Annotated in this window: 17 protein-coding genes and 1 riboswitch; of the genes, 7 read left to right on the forward strand and 10 right to left on the reverse strand. The window is 44.2% G+C overall.

The window, feature by feature from the left end:
• Positions 1-15: 15 nt before the first annotated feature.
• Positions 16-1320 carry a DUF5068 domain-containing protein gene (locus C4B60_RS09400; protein WP_104057736.1) on the forward strand — a complete coding sequence of 435 codons (1305 nt, stop codon included), beginning with the start codon at positions 16-18 and terminating at the stop codon, positions 1318-1320.
• A 142-nt stretch (positions 1321-1462) separates the two neighbouring features.
• On the opposite strand, the gene C4B60_RS09405 is transcribed toward C4B60_RS09400, so the two are convergent.
• Together C4B60_RS09405 and C4B60_RS09410 are read right to left on the reverse strand one after the other, a co-directional pair.
• On the reverse strand, positions 1463-2683 hold the full coding sequence (locus tag C4B60_RS09405; RefSeq protein ID WP_104057737.1) for an MFS transporter: 1221 nt from the start codon (positions 2681-2683) through the stop codon (positions 1463-1465).
• A gap of 168 nt (positions 2684-2851) precedes the next feature.
• Complete coding sequence (locus C4B60_RS09410; protein WP_104057738.1) at positions 2852-3157, reverse strand: hypothetical protein; 306 nt, start codon at positions 3155-3157, stop codon at positions 2852-2854.
• 433 nt (positions 3158-3590) lie between these two features.
• Positions 3591-3698, forward strand: a riboswitch (SAM riboswitch).
• A gap of 98 nt (positions 3699-3796) precedes the next feature.
• Here C4B60_RS09410 and C4B60_RS09415 point away from each other — a divergent pair.
• The 6 genes from C4B60_RS09415 (at position 3797) to C4B60_RS09440 (ending at position 8863) form a co-directional block, all read left to right on the forward strand.
• Positions 3797-4810 (forward strand): methionine ABC transporter ATP-binding protein, encoded by a 1014-nt coding sequence (locus C4B60_RS09415; RefSeq protein WP_104057739.1) that lies wholly within the window; start codon positions 3797-3799, stop codon positions 4808-4810.
• Entirely contained in the window at positions 4800-5471 is a 672-nt protein-coding gene (locus C4B60_RS09420; RefSeq protein ID WP_104057740.1) for a methionine ABC transporter permease, read from the forward strand. The genes C4B60_RS09415 and C4B60_RS09420 overlap by 11 nt, the downstream gene beginning before the upstream one ends.
• Positions 5472-5489: 18 nt before the next feature.
• Positions 5490-6314, forward strand: coding sequence for a MetQ/NlpA family ABC transporter substrate-binding protein (locus tag C4B60_RS09425; protein ID WP_104057741.1), 825 nt, complete (start codon positions 5490-5492; stop codon positions 6312-6314).
• Positions 6315-6329: 15 nt separating this feature from the next.
• Positions 6330-7400, forward strand: a complete 1071-nt coding sequence (locus tag C4B60_RS09430) for an iron-containing alcohol dehydrogenase family protein (RefSeq protein WP_104057742.1) — start codon at positions 6330-6332, stop codon at positions 7398-7400.
• A 166-nt stretch (positions 7401-7566) separates the two neighbouring features.
• Positions 7567-8034 (forward strand): DUF2243 domain-containing protein, encoded by a 468-nt coding sequence (locus C4B60_RS09435; protein WP_104057743.1) that lies wholly within the window; start codon positions 7567-7569, stop codon positions 8032-8034.
• Between the two features lie 19 nt (positions 8035-8053).
• Entirely contained in the window at positions 8054-8863 is an 810-nt protein-coding gene (locus tag C4B60_RS09440) for a cytochrome c oxidase assembly protein (RefSeq protein ID WP_104057744.1), read from the forward strand.
• 16 nt (positions 8864-8879) lie between these two features.
• On the opposite strand, the gene C4B60_RS09445 is transcribed toward C4B60_RS09440, so the two are convergent.
• The 8 genes from C4B60_RS09445 to C4B60_RS09480 form a co-directional block, all read right to left on the reverse strand.
• Positions 8880-10091 (reverse strand): nitrate/nitrite transporter, encoded by a 1212-nt coding sequence (locus C4B60_RS09445; protein ID WP_104057745.1) that lies wholly within the window; start codon positions 10089-10091, stop codon positions 8880-8882.
• Between the two features lie 59 nt (positions 10092-10150).
• Positions 10151-10924, reverse strand: coding sequence for a uroporphyrinogen-III C-methyltransferase (gene cobA / locus C4B60_RS09450; RefSeq protein WP_104057746.1), 774 nt, complete (start codon positions 10922-10924; stop codon positions 10151-10153).
• A 23-nt stretch (positions 10925-10947) separates the two neighbouring features.
• Positions 10948-11280 (reverse strand): nitrite reductase small subunit NirD, encoded by a 333-nt coding sequence (gene nirD / locus C4B60_RS09455; RefSeq protein ID WP_104057747.1) that lies wholly within the window; start codon positions 11278-11280, stop codon positions 10948-10950.
• 22 nt (positions 11281-11302) lie between these two features.
• Complete coding sequence (gene nirB / locus C4B60_RS09460) at positions 11303-13714, reverse strand: nitrite reductase large subunit NirB (protein ID WP_104057748.1); 2412 nt, start codon at positions 13712-13714, stop codon at positions 11303-11305.
• Between the two features lie 76 nt (positions 13715-13790).
• Positions 13791-15923: an assimilatory nitrate reductase catalytic subunit NasC gene (gene nasC / locus C4B60_RS09465; protein ID WP_104057749.1), complete on the reverse strand. Its 2133-nt coding sequence runs from the start codon at positions 15921-15923 to the stop codon at positions 13791-13793.
• A gap of 24 nt (positions 15924-15947) precedes the next feature.
• Positions 15948-18314, reverse strand: coding sequence for a nitrite reductase large subunit NirB (gene nirB, locus C4B60_RS09470; RefSeq protein ID WP_104057750.1), 2367 nt, complete (start codon positions 18312-18314; stop codon positions 15948-15950).
• A gap of 342 nt (positions 18315-18656) precedes the next feature.
• On the reverse strand, positions 18657-19406 hold the full coding sequence (locus tag C4B60_RS09475) for a phosphotransferase family protein (protein WP_104057751.1): 750 nt from the start codon (positions 19404-19406) through the stop codon (positions 18657-18659).
• Between the two features lie 60 nt (positions 19407-19466).
• On the reverse strand, positions 19467-20174 hold the full coding sequence (locus C4B60_RS09480) for a MerR family transcriptional regulator (protein WP_104057752.1): 708 nt from the start codon (positions 20172-20174) through the stop codon (positions 19467-19469).
• Between the last annotated feature and the right edge of the window lie 72 nt (positions 20175-20246).

The following is a 20246-nucleotide window of genomic DNA, read 5'->3' on the forward strand; positions in this document are numbered from 1 at the left end:
AAAGGTTGTGAAAGTGTGAAAAAATCACGATTATTATTAGCAGCTCTTCTATCTTTATTACTAATTTTAGCGGCATGCGGAAATGAAAAAGCGAGTTCGGAAGAAGAAAGCAATTCAAATACTGAAGCTGAAGAGAATGCTGAATTGGAAGTAACAGATGCAGAAACAGCGGATGTAACAGCTGACGAAGAAACAGAAGATCCAACTGAAACCGAAGAGGCAGAAGCTGATGAAGCGTCCGACGCCTCTGGCTCAGGGACTGAGCTCAACCCGGCGATCGCCGAGGAATCAGAGGGAAATGTAGAAATTATTTATACCAACCAAGACCCTGGATATGTACATAATATGGATGACTTTATTGTAACCGTAGATGAGTACCAGATTGTTCAGGTAACCGATATGAACCAAAACAATATCTACTCATTTGATGAGCAAACCGAAGGCTACGTAGTAACAGCAAAGGTAACGCTTGATAATACCAGAGACACAAAGGTAGTCTATAACAATATGTATCGTATCCAATATGCGAATGAAACAGATTTTATTAATAACGATATTAGTAAAACGTTCGTAAAAGACACCTTTCCAAAATCCGAAACGGAAACAGAGGTATCGACATATGGAGCTGGTGAAAAAGTAACCGGATTAATTTCCTTTACCTTAACGAATGAAGAATTTGAAGCGCTAAGCGATGTTCAACCCAAATTTATTATTGAAGGCGGGGCAGCGGACGATGCAAGCATGGCCGGAAGCTTTAAAGGCAATGCCGTTTTTGATTTTCTCTATAGCGGTGAGCAGCAGGAAGTAACAGCCTCCGCCCCATCATTTTACCCTGACCGCTTAACAACCGATAATATGGCCGACAAAGAAATGATCTTTGAAGAGTCTGATCTAAATGAGAGTCAAAGCATTGATGATGTGATGATTACACTAGAAGGTGTACAGTATGCTGAAGTACTGCCAACTGAGACGAATGAGGAACGGTTTAGCAATTTTGGAGACAACGGAATTGTTGCCCTTACAGTGAAATTTAACGTAGACAATCAGACAGGTGAACCGATTAGTCTTTTTGGTTTAAAATCCAAAGTACTGTTGGATGAAGACCGGGGATCTGTTTTGGCGCAAGGAATGGTTGAGCCTCGTGAACCTATTGAAATTGCAGCCGGTGAACAGGGTGAAAAAATCCACGTTTTTATGTTCAGAAAAGATGAGTTCGAGCTTTATGAGCAATTCGATGTTCAATTCGGTCCTTTTATTGCGGAAAACGGAGAAGAAGCTTTTAAAGGGAAATCTGTTGTGTTTAGCCTTCCAAAAGAATAAATGACCTGCCCGTCAAAGAACTTCTTTTGGCGGGTATTTTTGTATTAACCAGCCTGGCTGCACCCGTTTATTTTGAAATTCACCTTCTTAATAAATGGCATGGCAAAATGGGAGCCAAAATCAGCCCCCATTTCCTGCTTATTTATTCATTTAACAATGCTTTCTCATGTAAGTACGCCCTAAATACAATCAACAGCAGGGCCGAAACGACAAGAAGTCCGCCTGACAGGCCAAAAATAAACCGTGGACCGCCCCACTCCGTTAAATAACCGAATACCAGCGTCCCAAGCCCAAACACAGCAAAGTAGGCTGCTTCCTGGGCAGAATAAACCTTTGGCAGCAATCGCTCCTTCACATTCACCTGAACGATGGTTTGCTGAGCGACTCCTTTTAGCTGACTGCAAAAACCAAACAGCATGGATAGGGCAAGCGCTATAAACGGATTTGCGATTAAGGCAAAGCATAAGGTAATAGCTGCAGTAAGGATCCCTCCTGCTATAATGAAAAGCTTTAAACGGGCTTCAATCACGCTAGAAAATTTCAGTCCGAGCATTCCCCCGATTAAAAGCCCTGCAAAAAAGCTCGAGTTAATATATCCCCACCATGCTTCTCCCGCCTGAAGCACCTCTGCTACATAGATATACATAATCGCTGCGATCCATACGACTCCTGCAGCGGTTTCGATGAGTTCCGTCACACTGATTAATAAAAGAAAAGGTGTTTTTAAAATGGTCATCCACCCTTCTTTAAACCCATCAAACTTCTTCTCATGAATCGTTTCCTCCCGATCAATGGCTGCTGTTTTTAGCAAACCAATCATCAGAACCGATGCAGCAAGATATAAAGCAACAGTAAACCAGACAGTTTGAGCAGCGCCAAAACCTGCGACGAGAATGGCTCCAAGCGGCCATATACCGAGCTGAATCGTACGGTCAATTACAGCAATAAAGCTATTTGCTTTCACCAGCTCGTGTTTTTCAACTAACCTCGGAAGCAATGCACCTCTTGCCGGACTCGCCCAGCCGTCCAAAAAGGCGATGAGTCCGACGAAAACAAATAGAACAGTTAACAAACCATCCTTTAAAAAAACATTCAGAAATAAGACCAGCACAAAAAGAACTGCCGTTTTCCCCATTTGAGAAAATGCCAGTAATCGCTGCAAAAGAACGCGGTCTAAAAGGAAGGGTGCGAGCAATGCACTTACCATGCGGGCTGTCATATTGAAAAATGGCAGCAGCGCCATATAAAGTGCTGAACCGGTAACGGCATAGATGGCTGAAATGAGCCCGACGATATATAAAATATCCCCTGCATTGGCCATCGTTTGCCCGATCCATAAAAAACGAAACGATTTTTTCCCCATATAAATGCTCCTTTACATTATTCAGTTGTCTCATTTATAAGGGGGTGTTTACATTGGACGAGCTCCTTTTCCTTTGTCTTTATTTAACAATACCATAATTGGAATCTGGAAAAATAGCCAAATAAAAAATCCCTGGCTCTATTATTGCAGAGCCAGGGATTATTATAATCAGCTATTTTGTTCTTCTTTTTCAAGCTCGCGCTGCTCTGCATGCGTTTGAGGAAAACCATTCGCCTGCCATTCATCACGAAATGCCTCATCCAGTTTCGTCAGGCCTTGTGCTTCCTTAACGTCCTCAGCATCCGGGCTTTCCTGAATGTCGACCTTCTTGCTGTTTCTCATATCTGTAACTTCAAGAAATTCCATATCTTCGGCTTTTCCTTTTTTCTTTTTAATTTGATACCCAGCCACTGCGGCTGCGGCACCGGCAGATAAAATGGAACCCGCCACAATACTCTTTGTTGACATCTTCATGGTTATTCCTCCTTTTCACGTAAAAGAATTCACCTTACTGTAATACCCGCTTTTCAAAATTTATATGATAAATGCTTTAAAATAAATCATTAGACCTATTTTTTAGGAATTTTAATCCTTAATTTGTAAAATTCACACTAGTGTAACTCGACGAAAATTAATAGAATGACCGTCTCCACTTCCGTCAAGTCCATATAAAATATAGACAAAATAGTTATTCTAGACAAAATAATAGTTACTTCCTTTATGGAAATATCACTCTACCATTTCTGCACTATTTTTCACCTAAATTCCCTATTTTTAGTAATTATTTAACTGTAAGCCCTTTCAATTAAGGTGCATTTTGATTTATTTGAAAATTATTTCAAAATACCTTTGACACCGTAATAAATCCATTATAGTATTTATGTCATGCTATCAAAATTTTATATGGAAATTATCAAGAGCGACTGAGGGATAGGCCCTATGACGTCCAGCAACCCCCAGCAAACCTGGGAAGGTGCCAATTCCTGCAGAATGATATCATTCTGAAAGATAACCAAAATCCATTTTCGGTGCCTCTTTCATAATGAAAGAGGCATTTTTTGATTTTTTGTTAAATGCGGCTGAAGCCAGTATGACGAGAAAAAGGAGAAGGCTATGATACACATCAAGAATCTGTCAAAGGTTTACAAAACAAAAAAAGGCACAGTTTCCGGAGTGGACAATGTCTCTCTTACAATTAATGAAGGAGAAATCTTTGGGATTGTAGGCTACTCAGGGGCAGGTAAAAGCTCCTTAATCCGCTGCATGAACCTCCTTGAACAACCAACGAGCGGTGAAATTGAAGTGAATGGGCTTGACCTGACAAAGCTTTCTGGTGAGAAGCTTAGAAAAGCAAGACTGAAGATGGGAATGATCTTTCAGCACTTCCATTTAATCAGTCAAAAAACAGTGGGAGAAAACATTGCATTTGCTTTAAAAGCCGCAAACACACCGGGAAAAAGGATAAATGAGCGGGTGGAGGAGCTGCTTGAAATGGTTTCACTCAGCGATAAAAAGGATGTGTTCCCCGCTCAGCTAAGCGGCGGGCAAAAACAGCGGGTCGGCATTGCAAGAGCACTCGCAAACAACCCATCTGTCCTGCTTTGCGATGAAGCAACCTCAGCGCTTGATCCGAATACGACTCTTTCGATCCTTCGCCTTCTAAAGAAAATTAACCGGGAGTTTAACATCACAATTGTCCTGATCACCCATGAAATGAATGTGGTAAAGGAAATCTGTGACAGAATGGCTGTTATGCAAGATGGCAAAGTAGTGGAGCACGGCGAGGTGTATGACATCTTTTCTGATCCTCAGACGGAATTAACAAAGGAATTTATTACTAGCGTTGTTTCCTTTGATGTCCCTAAGCCCATTCTTGATGCCTGCACTGGACGGATTTTAAAGGTGCTGTTCCGCGGAGATGTTGCAGGTGAAGGCGTCATTACGGACACCGTCCAGCAATTCAATATAAAAGGCAACTTCCTGCATGGCTCGATTGAATACATTCAGGAGCGGCCGCTTGGACTGTTCTTAATGGAGCTAAAAGGAACGGATGACGACATATATCAGGCCATCTCGTATATGGAAAAACGGGGCGCCCGGGTGGAGGTGATTGAAAATGGAATTTGATGTTCAGCATATGATCGAGCTTTGGCCAGAGATTACTAAGGCTTTTGGCCAGACCCTCTACATGATTGGCATTTCATTAAGTGTGGCGATCATTATCGGGCTGCCCCTTGGGATCTTGCTATTTGTTACAGACAAAGGGTTATTTCTTGAAAATCGATTCGTAAAGTCAACGTTTGGGTTTGTTGTTAATATGGTCCGTTCCATTCCCTTCATTATTCTATTAGTCGCACTTTTCCCTTTAACACAGATCATTGTTGGAACTACGGTTGGACCGCTCGCTGCGAGTGTTGCCTTATCGGTCGCGGCAATTCCATTTTTTGCACGAATCGTCGAAACTTCCTTGCGGGAGATTGATAAAGGAGTCATTGAGGCAGCAGTGGCTGTCGGCGCCACCCCCTGGATGATTATAAAGGATGTCTTGCTGCCGGAAGCCAAATCCAGTATTGTACAGGGCATTACTTTAACTATTATCAGTTTAGTTGCCTACTCCGCAATGGCTGGTATTATCGGAGGCGGTGGAATCGGTGACTTAGCCATTCGCTTTGGCTATTACCGTTACGACGATACGATCATGATTGTAACAGTCGTAATTTTAATTATTCTCGTTCAGCTTATCCAGCAAATTGGAGACTGGACCTCAAAAGCAATAGACAAACGATAAAAAAGGAGAGAAATTTAGATGAAAAAAGGGTTATTATCAGGATTATTAGTATTATCAATCGGCGCTCTTGCAGCGTGCGGCGGCGGAGACGATTCAGGAAGCGAGGACGGGAAATCGGTTACACTTGGCGGTACGGCAGGACCTTATAGCGACATGCTTAATCAGGCGATTAAACCAGGACTGGAAGAAAAGGGCTATGAGGTAGAGATTATTGAATTCCAGGATTATATTGCACCAAATAACTCACTTGACGACGGTTCTATTGATGCTAATCTTTTTCAGCATACGATCTATTTAGAAAATTTCTCAGAAGAAAATAATATGGAATTGTCAGCCTTAATTCAGGTTCCGACTGCTCCAATGGGCATCTATTCCAGCAAATATGAATCGTTTGATGAAGTGGAAGATGGCGCTACAATTGCGATTCCAAATGATCCGGTTAATGCTGCCCGTGCATTTTTAATTCTTCAGGATGAGGGATTAATTGAGCTTGATCCAGAAGCTCCTGAACTGACCGCTTCTGAAAGAGATATTCAAACCAACACTAAAAACCTGGTATTCCAGCCTATTGAGGCAGGAGGATTGCCCCGCCAGGTCGACAGCTCTGATCTGGCTGCTGTTCCCGGCAACTTTGCTTTAGCTGCCAGCATGGATCTGCTGGATGCGCTCGTGCTTGAAAATATGCCGGATGAATACCGCAATGTTGTAGCGGTTAAGACGGAAAATGAAGATTCTCAGCTAGCAAAGGACTTAGTGGAAATTGTTGAATCAGAGGAATTCGAGCAAATTATCGACGAAAATTTTGAAGGCTTTGGAAAACCTGAATGGATGGAAAACCGATAAGAAAGAAGTGTTAGGATGGAAGACATTATTGTGCGGGGAGCCCCTGCTGAGTATGTATGTCAACAGGATGTTCTTAATGAGCTTGAAAGCAAATTAGCCCATAGAAAAATAAAAAAGGTCCTCCTCTTAACAGGAGAAAAGTCGTGGGAAGCAGCAGAACCCTTCTTCCCCGAGTTGACCGGCATCACCGTTGTGCATGAAGTTTATAACGGGGAATGCACCCTTTTAGAAATTGACCGGACAGCTAAGCTTGCAAGGTCTGAGGAGGCTGATGCCATCACCGGAGTTGGCGGCGGCAAGGTGCTTGATATCGTCAAAGCCGCAGCAAGTGAAAGCGGGCTAAAGTCAGTCCTGATCCCTACTCTTGCTTCAAATTGTGCACCATGGACGCCGCTCAGTGTGATTTATAATGAGAAAGGCATCATGACCCATTATGATGTTTACCCAATGAGCGTTGATTTGCTGTTAGTTGAACCGCGTCTGCTCGTAACTGCACCTGTATCGCTGCTAGTGGCAGGCATTGGAGATACGCTCGCTAAATGGTACGAGGCAGATGTGCAAATCAGCCGGCTCGAAAATCCTTCACACGCTATCAGGATAGCCCATTATACAGCCAGACTCTGTGCTGATACCATGTTTGAGCACGGGGAAAGAGCTGTGGAGGATGCCAAAAATAATCGTGTAACTGATTCTTTCATTAAAGCAGCTGAAGCCATTATCATGCTTGGCGGTATGGTTGGCGGCTATGGAGACAAGCTTGGACGGGTAGCTGGTGCTCATTCTATTCATAACGGAATGACGATTGCACCCGAATCTCACCAGGCGCTTCACGGAGATAAAGTGGCTTACGGGATTTTAGTCCAGCTGCTGCTTGAAGGGAAAGCGGATGAGGCTCACGGCTTGCTACCATTTTATAAGAAACTTGGGCTCCCTTCTTCCCTGAAGGATCTTGAGATTCCGGTGGAATGGATTCAAAGGATCGCCGAGCAGGCAACGATTGAAAAGGAATCGATTCATTGTTTGCGTGAGACAAGGATTACCGCTAATGAAGTGGAAAATATCATGATACAGCTCGAAAACGGCTAATAGTCTATTAACCTTCCTCAATTTTTATTGGGGAAGGTTTTTTTCATGGGATGTTTCTTCCTATTCTTTTAGGCTTTCATGATTATCTTTATAGCCACAGGGTAAAGTGGAGAAAAAAGGAATCATCAGGATATATGGTTAAATCAAGAAAACGGAGGGATACATAATGGCTGCAGGAAAACAACATCAGTCCAACCGCTCACTTTATTCAGCACGTAATCTATGGTCAGGATTTTTATTTGGATTAGGTATGGTCGCCTTTTTTGATGAGACCGTTTTTCATCAGCTGCTCCGCTGGCATCATTTTTATGATCGGTCAACAACGGATATCGGTCTGATTTCAGATGGTTTGTTTCATGCCTTCAGCTGGTTTGCGACCATTGGCGGATTGTTTATGTTTGCCGACCTTAGAAGAAGACAGGGGCTTTGGCTAAAAAGATGGTGGGGCGGTGTGCTTTTAGGAGGGGGTATTTTTCAGCTTTATGACGGAATCATTCAGCACAAGCTGATGAGAATTCACCAGATCCGCTATGTAGAGAATGTAGTTGTTTATGATATTATCTGGAACGTTTCAGCTCTTGCCATGATTGCAGTCGGAGCTTTCCTTCTTTACAAAACGGGGAAAAGAAAATAACAGCTAAGGAGGAATCGCTATGCATAACCACCACGCTCATGAACCGGCTGGCGGATTGGGGATTGATCTGCTTCCCCTCCTCCCCTTTCTGCTGTTCATCGGGCTTTATTTATTTGCCGTCATTTGGTCAAACCGTAAGCATCGAAAGTGGCCATTATATAGGAGCGTCTTTTGGGTCGCAGGGGTTGTTTTTGCAGCTGCGGCAGTGACAGGCCCCATCGCCACTCTTGCCCATACGGACTTTACCGCTCATATGCTCGGCCACTTGCTTTTAGGCATGCTTGCTCCCTTGCTGCTTGTGCTTTCCGCACCTGTTACACTGCTTCTTCGGACACTGAATGTTCAGACTGCAAGAAAAGTAACAAAGGTGCTCCAGCTGCGCATTTTCAGCTTTTTTACAGACCCTGCAGTAGCATCTATTCTGAATATAGGCGGCTTGTGGGTCTTATACACCACTAATTTATATCATGCAATGCACGACTCCATGCTCTTACATAGTTTGATCCATTTTCACGTTTTTGCAGCAGGCTATTTATTTACGATTTCTCTAATTTATATTGACCCCACCCCTCATCGGAGAAGCTATGTGTACCGGATGATTGTCTTCATCTTCGCTTTGGCAGGCCACGGAATTTTATCGAAATATATTTACGCCAACCCACCGGCAGGCGTACCTTCTTCACAGGCAGAATCAGGCGGCATGCTTATGTATTACGGGGGTGACGCGATCGATATTATGATCATTATTATTCTGTGCTACCAGTGGTATAAAGCAACAAGACCAAAGACATCCCAAGTTCTCGCACACCAAAACAGCGGAGCCTATTAATGGCCCCGCTGTTTTATTAATTATTTACTGTTTTAACAGACTGCAGGCTTGGAGATACACTTTTTTCTGTACGGTAGATTTTTGCGATAATAAAAACCGCTGTCAGGATGGTTGCGGATATGGACCAAAACCCGAAGGAATACGTATTTGTTACTTGTTTAAATATGCCAAGGACATTTGGAAGAAAGAAGCCTCCAAGTCCTCCGGCTGCTCCGACAAAACCGGTTAACAGTCCAACCTCTTTAGGAAAATGAACCGGGATAACCTGAAACAGTGCACCATTTGCCGCTCCAAGGAATAACAGCGTGATAAACAGCGCCGTTAAAGCAATGTAGACAGGAGGCAGCGTTCCAACGATCGTGAGGGAGATTGCAGCACCTGCAAAAAGATAGATTAATAGCCTCATCCCTCCATATTTATCTGCCAAAAACCCGCCGATCGGGCGTACAAAGCTGCCGGCAAAGACAACTAGCGTTGCAAAGCTTCCCGCCGTCACCTTGCTTACCCCGTACTGGTCGAAAAAGAAAATCGATAAAAAACTGCCAAGTCCAATAAATCCTCCAAAAGAGAGACTGTAAAAAAAACTGTATAACCAGGGGTCCTTCTGCTTAATAACCTTCAAGTAATCCTGTGCTGTATTTTTCTTGTAGGCAGCCGGGCTTTCTTTTGCAAATAGGCTAAAAACGATAAAAGTCAGGGCTAGTGGAATCAGCGCAAGTCCGAAAACGGCATTCCATCCGTAAACCTCTGCCAGGCGCGGGCCAAATAGGAGCGCTAATGCCGTTCCACTATTCCCCGCTCCGGCAATGCCCATCGCCAGTCCCTGGTGCTCTTTTGGATACCAGCGGCTTGCAAGAGGCAGTGCAACCGCAAAGCTTGCGCCCGCTATACCAAGAAGGATTCCCACGGCATAAATATGGGTCAGATTTGCAGCAAACAGCCAACCCCATACAAGCGGGACCATCGTCAAAATCATTCCGACCATCCCCATCTTCCTGCCGCCGAATTTATCAGCAAGAAGCCCCATAGGAATTCGCAGCAGCGCTCCTCCAAGAATCGGAATCCCTACCATCATTCCCTGCTGGGCAGGCGATAGGCCATAATCTTCAACAATAAATGTCCCTAGTGCGCCAAGCATTACCCAAATCATAAAGCTAATGTCAAAATACAAAAATGAAGATAGTAATGTTGGTGTATGACCGCTTTTAGCAAAATCCTTTATTCTCAACTACACTCATCTCCCCTGGGTTTTGTTTTGGACTTTTCTATTACTCTTGTGAATTCATTTTAAGCTCGAAGCGCAACAGCTTCAGTAAGACTGGCTGTTTTTAATTTCTGCATACGGCCACGGAACCCGACAACCTCTCCGATGACAATCATGGCAGGATTTTTAATTTCAGCCTGCTCTGCTGCTTTAACAATCGTGGTGAGTGTGGCTGTTACAACGCGTTGATGCTCCGTTGTTCCCTGCTCGATAATCGCAACCGGTGTATCAGCAAGTCTAGTAGTTGTTAGCAATTGGTCACATATATATGGCAGATTACTAATGCCCATATAAATCACTAGGGTGTCGATGTTTTCAGACACGCTCCTCCAGTTAATCTTCCGGCTGTTATCGGCACAGCGATGGCCTGTAATAACAGCAAATGAACTGCCAAGCTCTCTATGTGTGACCGGTATATCCGCATAAGCCGGGGCGGCAATTCCTGAAGTAATACCTGGAACCACTTCATAGGGGATGCCCCGACTTGCTAGAGCCTCCGCTTCCTCTGCTCCCCTGCCGAAAACAAACGGGTCTCCTCCTTTTAACCGGGTTACTCTTTTTCCTTTCAGGGCATATTCCACAAGCAGTTCATTGATCATATCCTGCGTTTTAATGTGAAGCTTGGGATGTTTTCCGCAAAACACCAGCTCCACTCCCGACTTTGCTTCCTCAAGCAGCTTTCTGTTAACGAGACGATCATATAAAATCACATCGGCCTGCTGAATGCATTTTAATGCTTTTACGGTAATCAAATCCGGGTCACCTGGACCGGCACCGACAATATGAACCTTTGACATTATAAGCCCCTCCTTTTCGAAAACTAGTTTTCCGGCAGCAGTACATAGACCTGATTATTTTGCACCTCTGTTTGGAAGGTTTTAACACACCCAATATCCGGCGCCTGCACATTGCCGTCACTCATATTAATCTTCCAGTCATGCATGGGACAAAACACATGCTCTCCGCTCACCATGCCTTCTGCCAGCACGCCGCCTTTATGCGGGCACCGGTTTTCGATCACTCTGATCTTGCCGTTTGAGAGCTTAAAGATCGCTAATTCCAGCTTTCCTTCACCAACATAAACGGTTCTCCCTAAATTCTCCGGAAGCTCAGTGATTGTTGCGACAAATACCTTATTCAGCATTTTTTCCATATCCATCCTCCTATAGAGAGCTTTAGTTAGAACCAGCCGGCACCTTCAAGTTTTGATATAGATCTCTTAGCAGCGTTTTATCTTCAAGCGCCTGCTTCCAGCCATCCTGAACGACCGATAAGGCTTCATCCATCCGGTGATTTAATTCGATAAATGTTTTCTTGTTTGCAAGAACACTTTTTATGTGATCAAGCCCCATTTTTTCTACCCATGCCGACGTTCGGTCCAGATAATCCGCTGTTTCACGGTAGTATTGAAGGAAGCCTGCTGTGGTTTCGAGTACCTCCTCCTCCGTTTTCACTTTAGCCAGAAGATTGGCCTTGCGCAGATGGGTTCCTCCGTTACCGCCAACGTAGATTTCAAATTCACCGTCGAGCCCGGTAATCCCCACATCCTTAATGGAGCCTTCAGCACAATTTCTCGGACATGCGGATACACTCATTTTCACTTTATGAGGCGTATTCAGCCCCTCGAATTTTTTCTCGAGCTTGATGCCAAGACCCATGGAATCCTTTGTACCAAACCGGCAATAATCAGCCCCAACACATGTTTTAACCGTACGAAGCCCTTTTGCATAGGCGGAGCCGGACGGCATATCAAGATCTGACCAGACATTCGGCAGATCCTCTTTTTTAACGCCAAATAAATCAATGCGCTGTCCGCCGGTGACTTTAATTAAGGGAACCTTGTATTTATCTGCGACATCAGCGATTTTTCGCAGATCATCTGCATTCGTTACGCCGCCATACATCCGCGGGACAACGGAGTATGTACCGTTCTTTTGAATATTGGCATGCAGCCGTTCATTTACGTATCTTGATTCTTTTTCATCATGATACTCTGCCGGATTCAGCATGCCTAAATAATAATTTAACGCGGGACGACACTTCGAGCAGCCTTCATCTGAGCTCCAGCCGAGAACATTCATGACTTCCTTTGTGTACGTTAAGCCTTTTGCTTTAATTTCTTCCATGACCTCCTCTTTCGAATAAGAGGTGCATGCACAGATGGATTCCTTTTGATTTTGCTCAAAAGCGTCTCCAGCCGTATGAGCCAGTAAATCTGATACTAGCGGCTTACACCCTCCGCACGATCTTGAAGCATTCGTACAGCCCTTTACCTGGTCAACTGTTGTCAGTCCCTGCGCATTGATTGCCTCAACGATCGCGCCTTTTGTGACGCCATTACAGCCGCAGATCATCTCGGTATCCGGCATGGAAGCGATCAGATCGGCACCGGCTTCTTCTGCTCCCTTATTATCCATGTATTCTTCAATCGGCGCCCTTTTATTAATGAGATTCAAAAGCCTCGTACCTTCTTTTGTATCACCGAATAAAACGGCCCCCGTAATTTTCCCGTCGTTTACTAAAACCTTTTTATACACACCGCGCCAGTCATCAAAAAGCGTCACCGATTTGGTCTCTTCCTCTTCAATGATCTGGCCCGCTGAAAACACATCAACGCCTGAAACCTTGAGTTGAGTAGAAAGTACCGAGCCCTGATAGCCGTTTCCTGTCTCTCCGCAAATGCGCTTAGCCATTTCTTTCCCCTGCTGGTAAAGCGGCGCCACAAGACCATATACCATCTCTTTATGCTCGGCACACTCGCCAACGGCAAATACATTTGGAACCTCTGTTTCTAAATGGTCATTGACAAGAATCCCGCGATTTACCGGAATGCCGCTTTCTTCAGCAAGCTTCATATTTGATCGGATTCCCACAGCCATTACGACTAAATCCGTCTTCACCACTTCGCCGTCCTCAAACCTCAAGCCCTCTACACGGCTTTCCCCAACAATTTCAGCAGACTGCTTTTCCAGCAAAAAGTTCATGCCCTGTTTTTCTAATTCCTTCTGAAGCATTTTCCCTGCTGTATTGTCTAACTGCCGGTCCATTAATGTATTGGAATTATGAACAACATCAACCTCCATGCCAAGATTTAAAAGCCCCCGTGCTGCTTCTAAGCCAAGCAGGCCTCCTCCAATGACAATGGCTTTTTTATAGCTGAGAGAGGCTTCGATCATCCGCTCACAATCCTCGATATTGCGAAATGCTGTGACCCCTTCCTTATCAGCTCCCGGAAGAGGAAGCATGAATGGCACGGAGCCTGTAGCAAGAATCAGCTTGTCATAGCTGACCTGCCTTTCTTTATCCGTTACGATTGTTTGATTTACCGTATCAATCGAAGTGACCGTTTCCCCCGGGTATAGTAAAATTCCGTTTTCTTCGTACCACTCCCATGTATTTAGCGTAATATCAGCAATCTCTGTATCTCCCTGAAGAACCTTTGATAATTGAATGCGATTATAATTTGGATAGGGCTCACTTCCAAATACCGTCACGTCAAACCCTTCTGAATCAAGCTTTAACACCTCTTCAACCGCCCGAACGCCAGCCATGCCGTTGCCGATTAAGACAAGCTTTTGCTTTTTCATGTTGCGATCCCTCCAAATGGTTTTTTAAGAATGCGAGATTTCATCAGTGACTTTTTTCATCATTTATCTTTAGTCTCTATAGATCGCTTGAAATCCGCACAGCTGTTACTTTAAAACCAGGCATGCGCGAAAATGGATCCAGCCTGTCTGACACAAGGCGATTAACACTTTGATCACCGCCCCAGTGAAACGGAACAAATACCGTATCTTTACGAATTTTCTCGGAATAGCTGGATCTGACAGTTATTCTTCCATTTCTGGATTGAATAGAAGTTAGCTCCTGATCCTTAATGTGAAATTTTTTAGCTGTATCAGGATGTATTTCCATGTACGCCTCTATATTTCTCGCTGCGAGTGAAGAGCTTTTTCTTGTCTGTACACCGGTTAAATAGTGGGCCATGACCCGCCCGGTTGTAAGATAGAGTGGAAACTCAGGGGATAACATCTCTTTATCTCTTTTTGTTTTTCCGACCACTGCGAGCTTTGCTTTGCCGTCTTCATGGGCGAAGCGGTCAGTAAACAAACGCTTTGTCCCTTCATGCGAAAGTTCCGGACATGGCCATAATATTCCCTGCTCCTCCCTCAGCCTCTGGTATGTGATTCCGTAATAATCCGCCTTGCCTCCTTTACTTGCCAATCGCAGTTCCTCAAAAATTTCTTCTGCACTTTTAAACGGGAACTTCTCCCACTGGCCAAGCTCTTTTGCTATATTGCAGAGGATCTTCCAATCATGCCTTGCTTCTCCCGGCAGCGGACGACTCGCTTCTCTAAGCGTCACCCTGCCCTCGACATTCGTCATCGTTCCTTCGTTTTCCAAATACGAGGAGGCAGGAAGAATAACATCCGCATATTCTGCTGTTTCTGAAATGAATAAATCCACCGCCACTAAAAACTTTACTTTCTGCAGTGCTTCTTTTACGAGATTCAGATTAGGGTTTGAAAGAAGGGGATTGGAGCACATCACAAGCATTCCAGTAATCGTTCCCTCATTCATTTTTTCAAACATTTCATAGGCTGAGACCCCTTTTCCCGGCAAATCACGCTCGTCAACACCCCATATTTCTGAAATGTACTGCCGGTCTTCTTTATCTTCAATCAGCCTGTACCCTGGAAGCTGATCCGCTTTTTGTCCGTGCTCTCTTCCTCCCTGTCCATTGCCCTGACCTGTAATGGCTCCGTAGCCTGAATATGGTTTTCCTATTTTCCCGGTAACCAATAGAAGATTTAACAATCCCCGAACAGCCTCAGTGCCGTCAGTTTGCTGCTCAATTCCTCTTGCGGTAAAGATCATTCCTGATTCTTCCTGACTGAACACGTGAGCTGTCTGATACAGCTGTTCATAGGAAACACCGGTTTTGGCTATGCATTCTTCAAGATCAACCCCGGCTAAATGCTCCATCGCTTCTTCAAGTCCATTCACCCGTTCACGAATAAAATCCTCATCCATCCATCCCTCTTCAAGGATTATTTTCAGCAGTGCGTTTGCCAGTGCAACGTCTGATCCCGGCTTGTTCTTCAAATGTAAATCAGCCAGATCCGTCGTTAAGGTTTCTCTTGGATCGATCGCGATTATATAAGCGCCATTTTCCTTTGCCTTTTCAAAATAAGGCATGATCGTCGGCTGGCACTCTGCGATATTTGTCCCGGCCAAAATAATGACGCGCGTTCCGGGCACCTCCTGCAGGGTATTCGTAAAACCTCTGTCGATTCCAAAGCTTTGATTTGCGGCTGTAGCGGCTGAAGACATACAAAGCCTGCCATTATAATCAATATGCTTTGTTTTTAAGGCGACTCTTGCAAACTTACCGAGCAGATAAGCTACTTCATTTGTAACCGACCCGCTTCCGTAAACACTTAAGGCATCTCTCCCATCTTCCTTTTGAATCGCTTTAAAGCGGGATCCGATTACCTCCAGTGCTTCTTCCCATGTCGCCGCAACAAATTCTCCGTCTTTTTTTATCAGCGGCTGCTTAATGCGTTCCCGGTGAATCGCGTGCTGATGTGCATTCATTCCTTTAATGCATAATCGGCCTTCAGTGGTGGGATTATCTACGCCAACCGTCTTATACGTAGTGCTTGTTACAGCCTTTTGTTCAATTAACTGCATTTTGCACTGCATGCTGCAAAATGGGCATTGCGTATCATAAACCTTTTCTGACTGGACCTCCTGCTGCCTGGTGCGGTAATACTTTAATAATAGCTCCGTTATCGCAGCTCACTCCTTCGGTTATAATTAATGATCGACCGGCATCGGCGCCTTAGTCGGCTGCTTCAAAATACCTTCCTTATCCTCGAGTAAACGGGAAATCAATTGATGGCATATTTCCTGATCAAACAGCACTTCTCTTATGTGCACGAGACCAAGCCGTTCCATCCATTCCCAGGTTCGCTCAAGGAATCGGGCTGATTCCCGGTAATACTGGATGAAACCTACGATCAATTCCTCCGCCTGCTCTGCTTCATGCATAACGCTTAGCAGCTGACCCTTTCTCGCATTTCTGCCGCTGCTTCCCCCAATGTAAACCTCCCATTTCCCGTTTATTTCGATGACGCCAATATCTTTCGTTGTTGAACCTGCACCATTGTGCATACAGGACGATAGACCAATCTTTAACCGGTAAGGCATTCGCAGCGATTCAAGGATATATTCCAGCCGCCTTGCCATTTCAATTGAAGACTGTTTATCACATTGACAAATTTGATTTCCCACATCTGTTTTGATCGTTTCAATACTATTGTCTGTCAACGAACGAAGCGGCATATCCAGTGTCTCCACTGCAATGGATCGCTCCTCTTTTTTTAATCCCAGAAGATGAATTCGCTGGTCGCTTCCGAGGGCAATTTTAACTCCAGGTATCTTCTCCGCTGCAGAGATGATTTTTTTCAGCTGTTCGACTGTTGCCTCGCCTCCGTAAAGCTGAGGGATTAAGGTAAAGCCGTCTTCCTGTGAATCATTTATCTTTTCATGCTGAGAACCGCTGCCCTTTTTCTCCGCACTGCCTCCAATCATCCCAAGATAGTAGTCCAATGCCAGGTTACACGTAGGACATCCGACCTCTGTTTTCCATGAGAGCTTTTCTCTCACCTGTTTTGCGTTTCTCAGGTTGTGAACCTGAATCTGATGGACAAGCTCATCTTCTGTAAGATCCGTGCATGAACAGACGGCTTGTTCCTCAGCAGCGTGCTGATCAAATGTATCGCTTTGGATAAACGCTAATAGCTCTCCCACTGCCGGTCTGCAGCCTCCGCAGGATCCGGATGCTTTTGTTACTTTTTTTATTTCTTTAATAGTAGATAGTCCATCTGTTTGAACCGCTTTGATAATCGCTCCCTTACTTACGCTGTTACAATGGCAGATAGGCTGATCAAACGAATAGGAGGCAACCGGTGAATCAGCTGGATCCCTTGTTTTAAGCAGTCCAGCCTTATCTTCATCCGACAGCATCTTCTTTTTAAGAATGACCTCTTGCAGCCTCGCTCCGTCTCTTGTATCTCCGTACATAACAGCTCCTACTGCCTTGTTTTCACGGAAAAGAATCTTTTTATAAACCCCTTCAACCTCATTAAAATAATGAATAGCCTTTGTTAAAGGTGTGGAATGAATCTCACCGGCTGAAAAAACCTCCACTCCTGAAACCTTCAAATGGGTGGAGAGGACCGATCCGCTGTACCCTTCGGTCGGTTTTTTGCATAGATGTTTTGCTGCGATTTCTGCCTGTTCATAAAGAGGTTCAACCAGGCCATAGACCATTCCATTATGCTCGGCGCATTCACCTATCGCATAGATGTCCTTTATATTGGTTTGAAGGAAATCATTTACCAGGATGCCCCTGTTATTTTGAATTCCGCTTTTCTCTGCAAGCAAACAATTTGGTCTTACACCTGCCGCCATGACAACGAGATCTGCTGCAATTTTTGTCCCGTCCTGAAAGTGAACCTCCTTTACCCTGTCTGCACCGGTTATTTCCTTTGTTGCTTTCCCCAGTAAAAAGCTCATTCCCTGTCTTTCAAGCTCCTGCTGCAGCATAGATGAAGCCTGCTGATCAAGCTGTCTTTCCATGATCGAATCGGAAATATGTATAACCTGTACCTCCATTCCAAGATTCAGCAGACCCTTAGCTGCTTCTAAGCCGAGAACGCCTCCCCCTATAACGGCGGCTTTTTTGAAGCGTTTAGCGACACTCGTCATTTCCCTGCAGTCTTCAACCGTTCGAAAAGAAATAACACCTTCCTTATCTGCTCCCTTTACAGGCAGAATAAAAGGAGAAGAACCTGTCGCAATTACGAGTTTGTCGTAGTGAATTCTGCGGTCAGTCGAGGTACATACAGCTTTTTGCTGCGAATCAATTTCTGTAACGGTTTCCCCGGTAAATAACTCAATTTGATTTTCCTCGTACCATTCCTTCGTCTGCAAAATGATCTCTTCAAAGGAGGACTCCCCCTGTAACACAGAAGAAAGCATTAATCTGCTGTAGCCCGCATGCTTTTCACTTCCAAAAATTGTAATATCATACGCCTTCGAATCCTGTTCAAGAATGCGCTGGACAAATCTCACACCCGCCATGCCATTCCCTATCACTACAAGCTTCTGTTTTGTCATTCTTCAACCTCCCGAAGGAACGAAACTAACGTACAAGAATCAATCCATTATTCATTTATTTGAAATGACTAAATTTTCAATTTTTAATAATATAGCATATGTTTTTTGTTCTGTCATTATTAATGTTAGGAAATATAACATGAAATAGCTTCATAAATGGAAATAAACCCCTTTATCAAAGGGATTTAGAGGAATAAATATTTTTTTATGTTTTATTTTTATATCATGTAAGGAGATATAACATATTTTTAGAATAAAAGTGAAGGAGAAAAATAGTGTACATAACAAAAAGCCCTCCTCTTGGTGCATTGGATGGACTCTATCCTGTTATAATCATAAAACCTAAAGCGAACAATAGGCTTTCACCATGTTCAATAGACGATCGGGGTCTTCAGAGGGGACATGCTCGGCTAATCTTGCACCTGCAATGATCGGGGTCCATGTGAGAATTTCTTCTTCCTCAGTTCCAGTTTTCTCACAATAAAGCCGTAAATACAGATCAGCCAGCTCCTGCGAAAAGCTTGTGTATAAAAGATATGTACGGCAGACATCTGCACGCGGGTCTCCAGCGCTTGCATCCACCCAATCAATCACGGTCACCTTTTGATCCTTCATCATCACATTAAACAAATGAAAATCTCCATGACACAACCTTTCTTCAAAAGGCATTTCATGCAGCTTCTCTTTTAAAGCGGCCTTCTGGCTTTGGTTAAGCATGGGTGCAGCATCCAGCTGCCGGCTTAGCTTCTCAGCCATCGATCCAATATCGCCGCCTGTAACCGTATGTATTTTTTGCTGCACCTCTATAGACAGACCCAGGTAATACACCGATCTCTCACTGTCCTTAAGGAATAAATCCCCTAAAGTCTGTCCTTCTATAAATTCCATAATAATTGCCTGTTTTCCATCTATCCTTGTGACCTCTACAATCTTCGGGACAGAAAGACCGTGGGAAAAAGCATATTCCTGTTTCTCAGCTTCTCTTGCTGCTTCCCCCTCCGGAAAATGCTCCTTGAAAATTTTCACAACTCCTTCCTCATGAGGATAAATTCTTGCGGTATTCCCTTCAGCGATTGGTTTGTGTGATTTCATTTATGTCCCCCTCCTTTTGTACGTAAAAGTATCCCTAAGCTTTATTAATTACCTTACAAATTAGCTATCTTTCTTTTCTTCCGTTACCCCTATAAGCTTATAAAGATAATAAAGCCCGTGAAGCTGCTCTTTAATTTGATTATCCATCAGGGCAAGCGAATCACGAATTACTTTTACCGCGCTTTTAATCGTATGCTGGCCCATTTCATCCATTGCTTCCCGAACGATATCGAGAGAATAGACAGCGGTTTTAAGCGTACGGATAATGAGAAGTCGCTGAAGATCCTCACGGCTGTATTTCCTGTAGCCGCTGTCTGGCATTCGTTCAGGACAAATCAGCCCTTCTTTTTCCCAGTGCCTGAGCGTTGAAGCTGCCAAATCAAGTGATTCAGCTGCTTCCCCAATGCTGTACCACTGTTTTTTAAAGCGAGACGCCCGGTCGAGATCTTCTTCCTGCTGAAGAATTTTTAACGCAAGTTCTGCCCGTTCCTTTTCTTTGCGAAGGTCTCCTTGAACGCGATTAACTACCCATAAGGCCTCAGTTGGGTTTCCTTCCATAATGAATGGCATGATCTCTCTAGCTGCTTTCATTCCAAATCCTCTATTTAACGCCCGAATACACTCAAAATAAGCTACATGCTCTTTTGTATAAAGACGGTAGCCGTTTTCTGACCGCTCCGCTTTCGGAACAATGCCCCACGCTTCATAATGGCGCAGTGCGCTCGTACTGATTTTTAATTTCCTGGCAATGACAATCGGCTTTATCATTCCAGCTTCCCTCCCCTGTAACCTTAAAATAAAACCCTAAAGTAGAGTGACGGCTTTTGTTTGCAACACAAG

This window comes from Jeotgalibacillus proteolyticus (assembly GCF_002926065.1).
GTDB lineage: Bacteria > Bacillota > Bacilli > Bacillales > Jeotgalibacillaceae > Jeotgalibacillus > Jeotgalibacillus proteolyticus.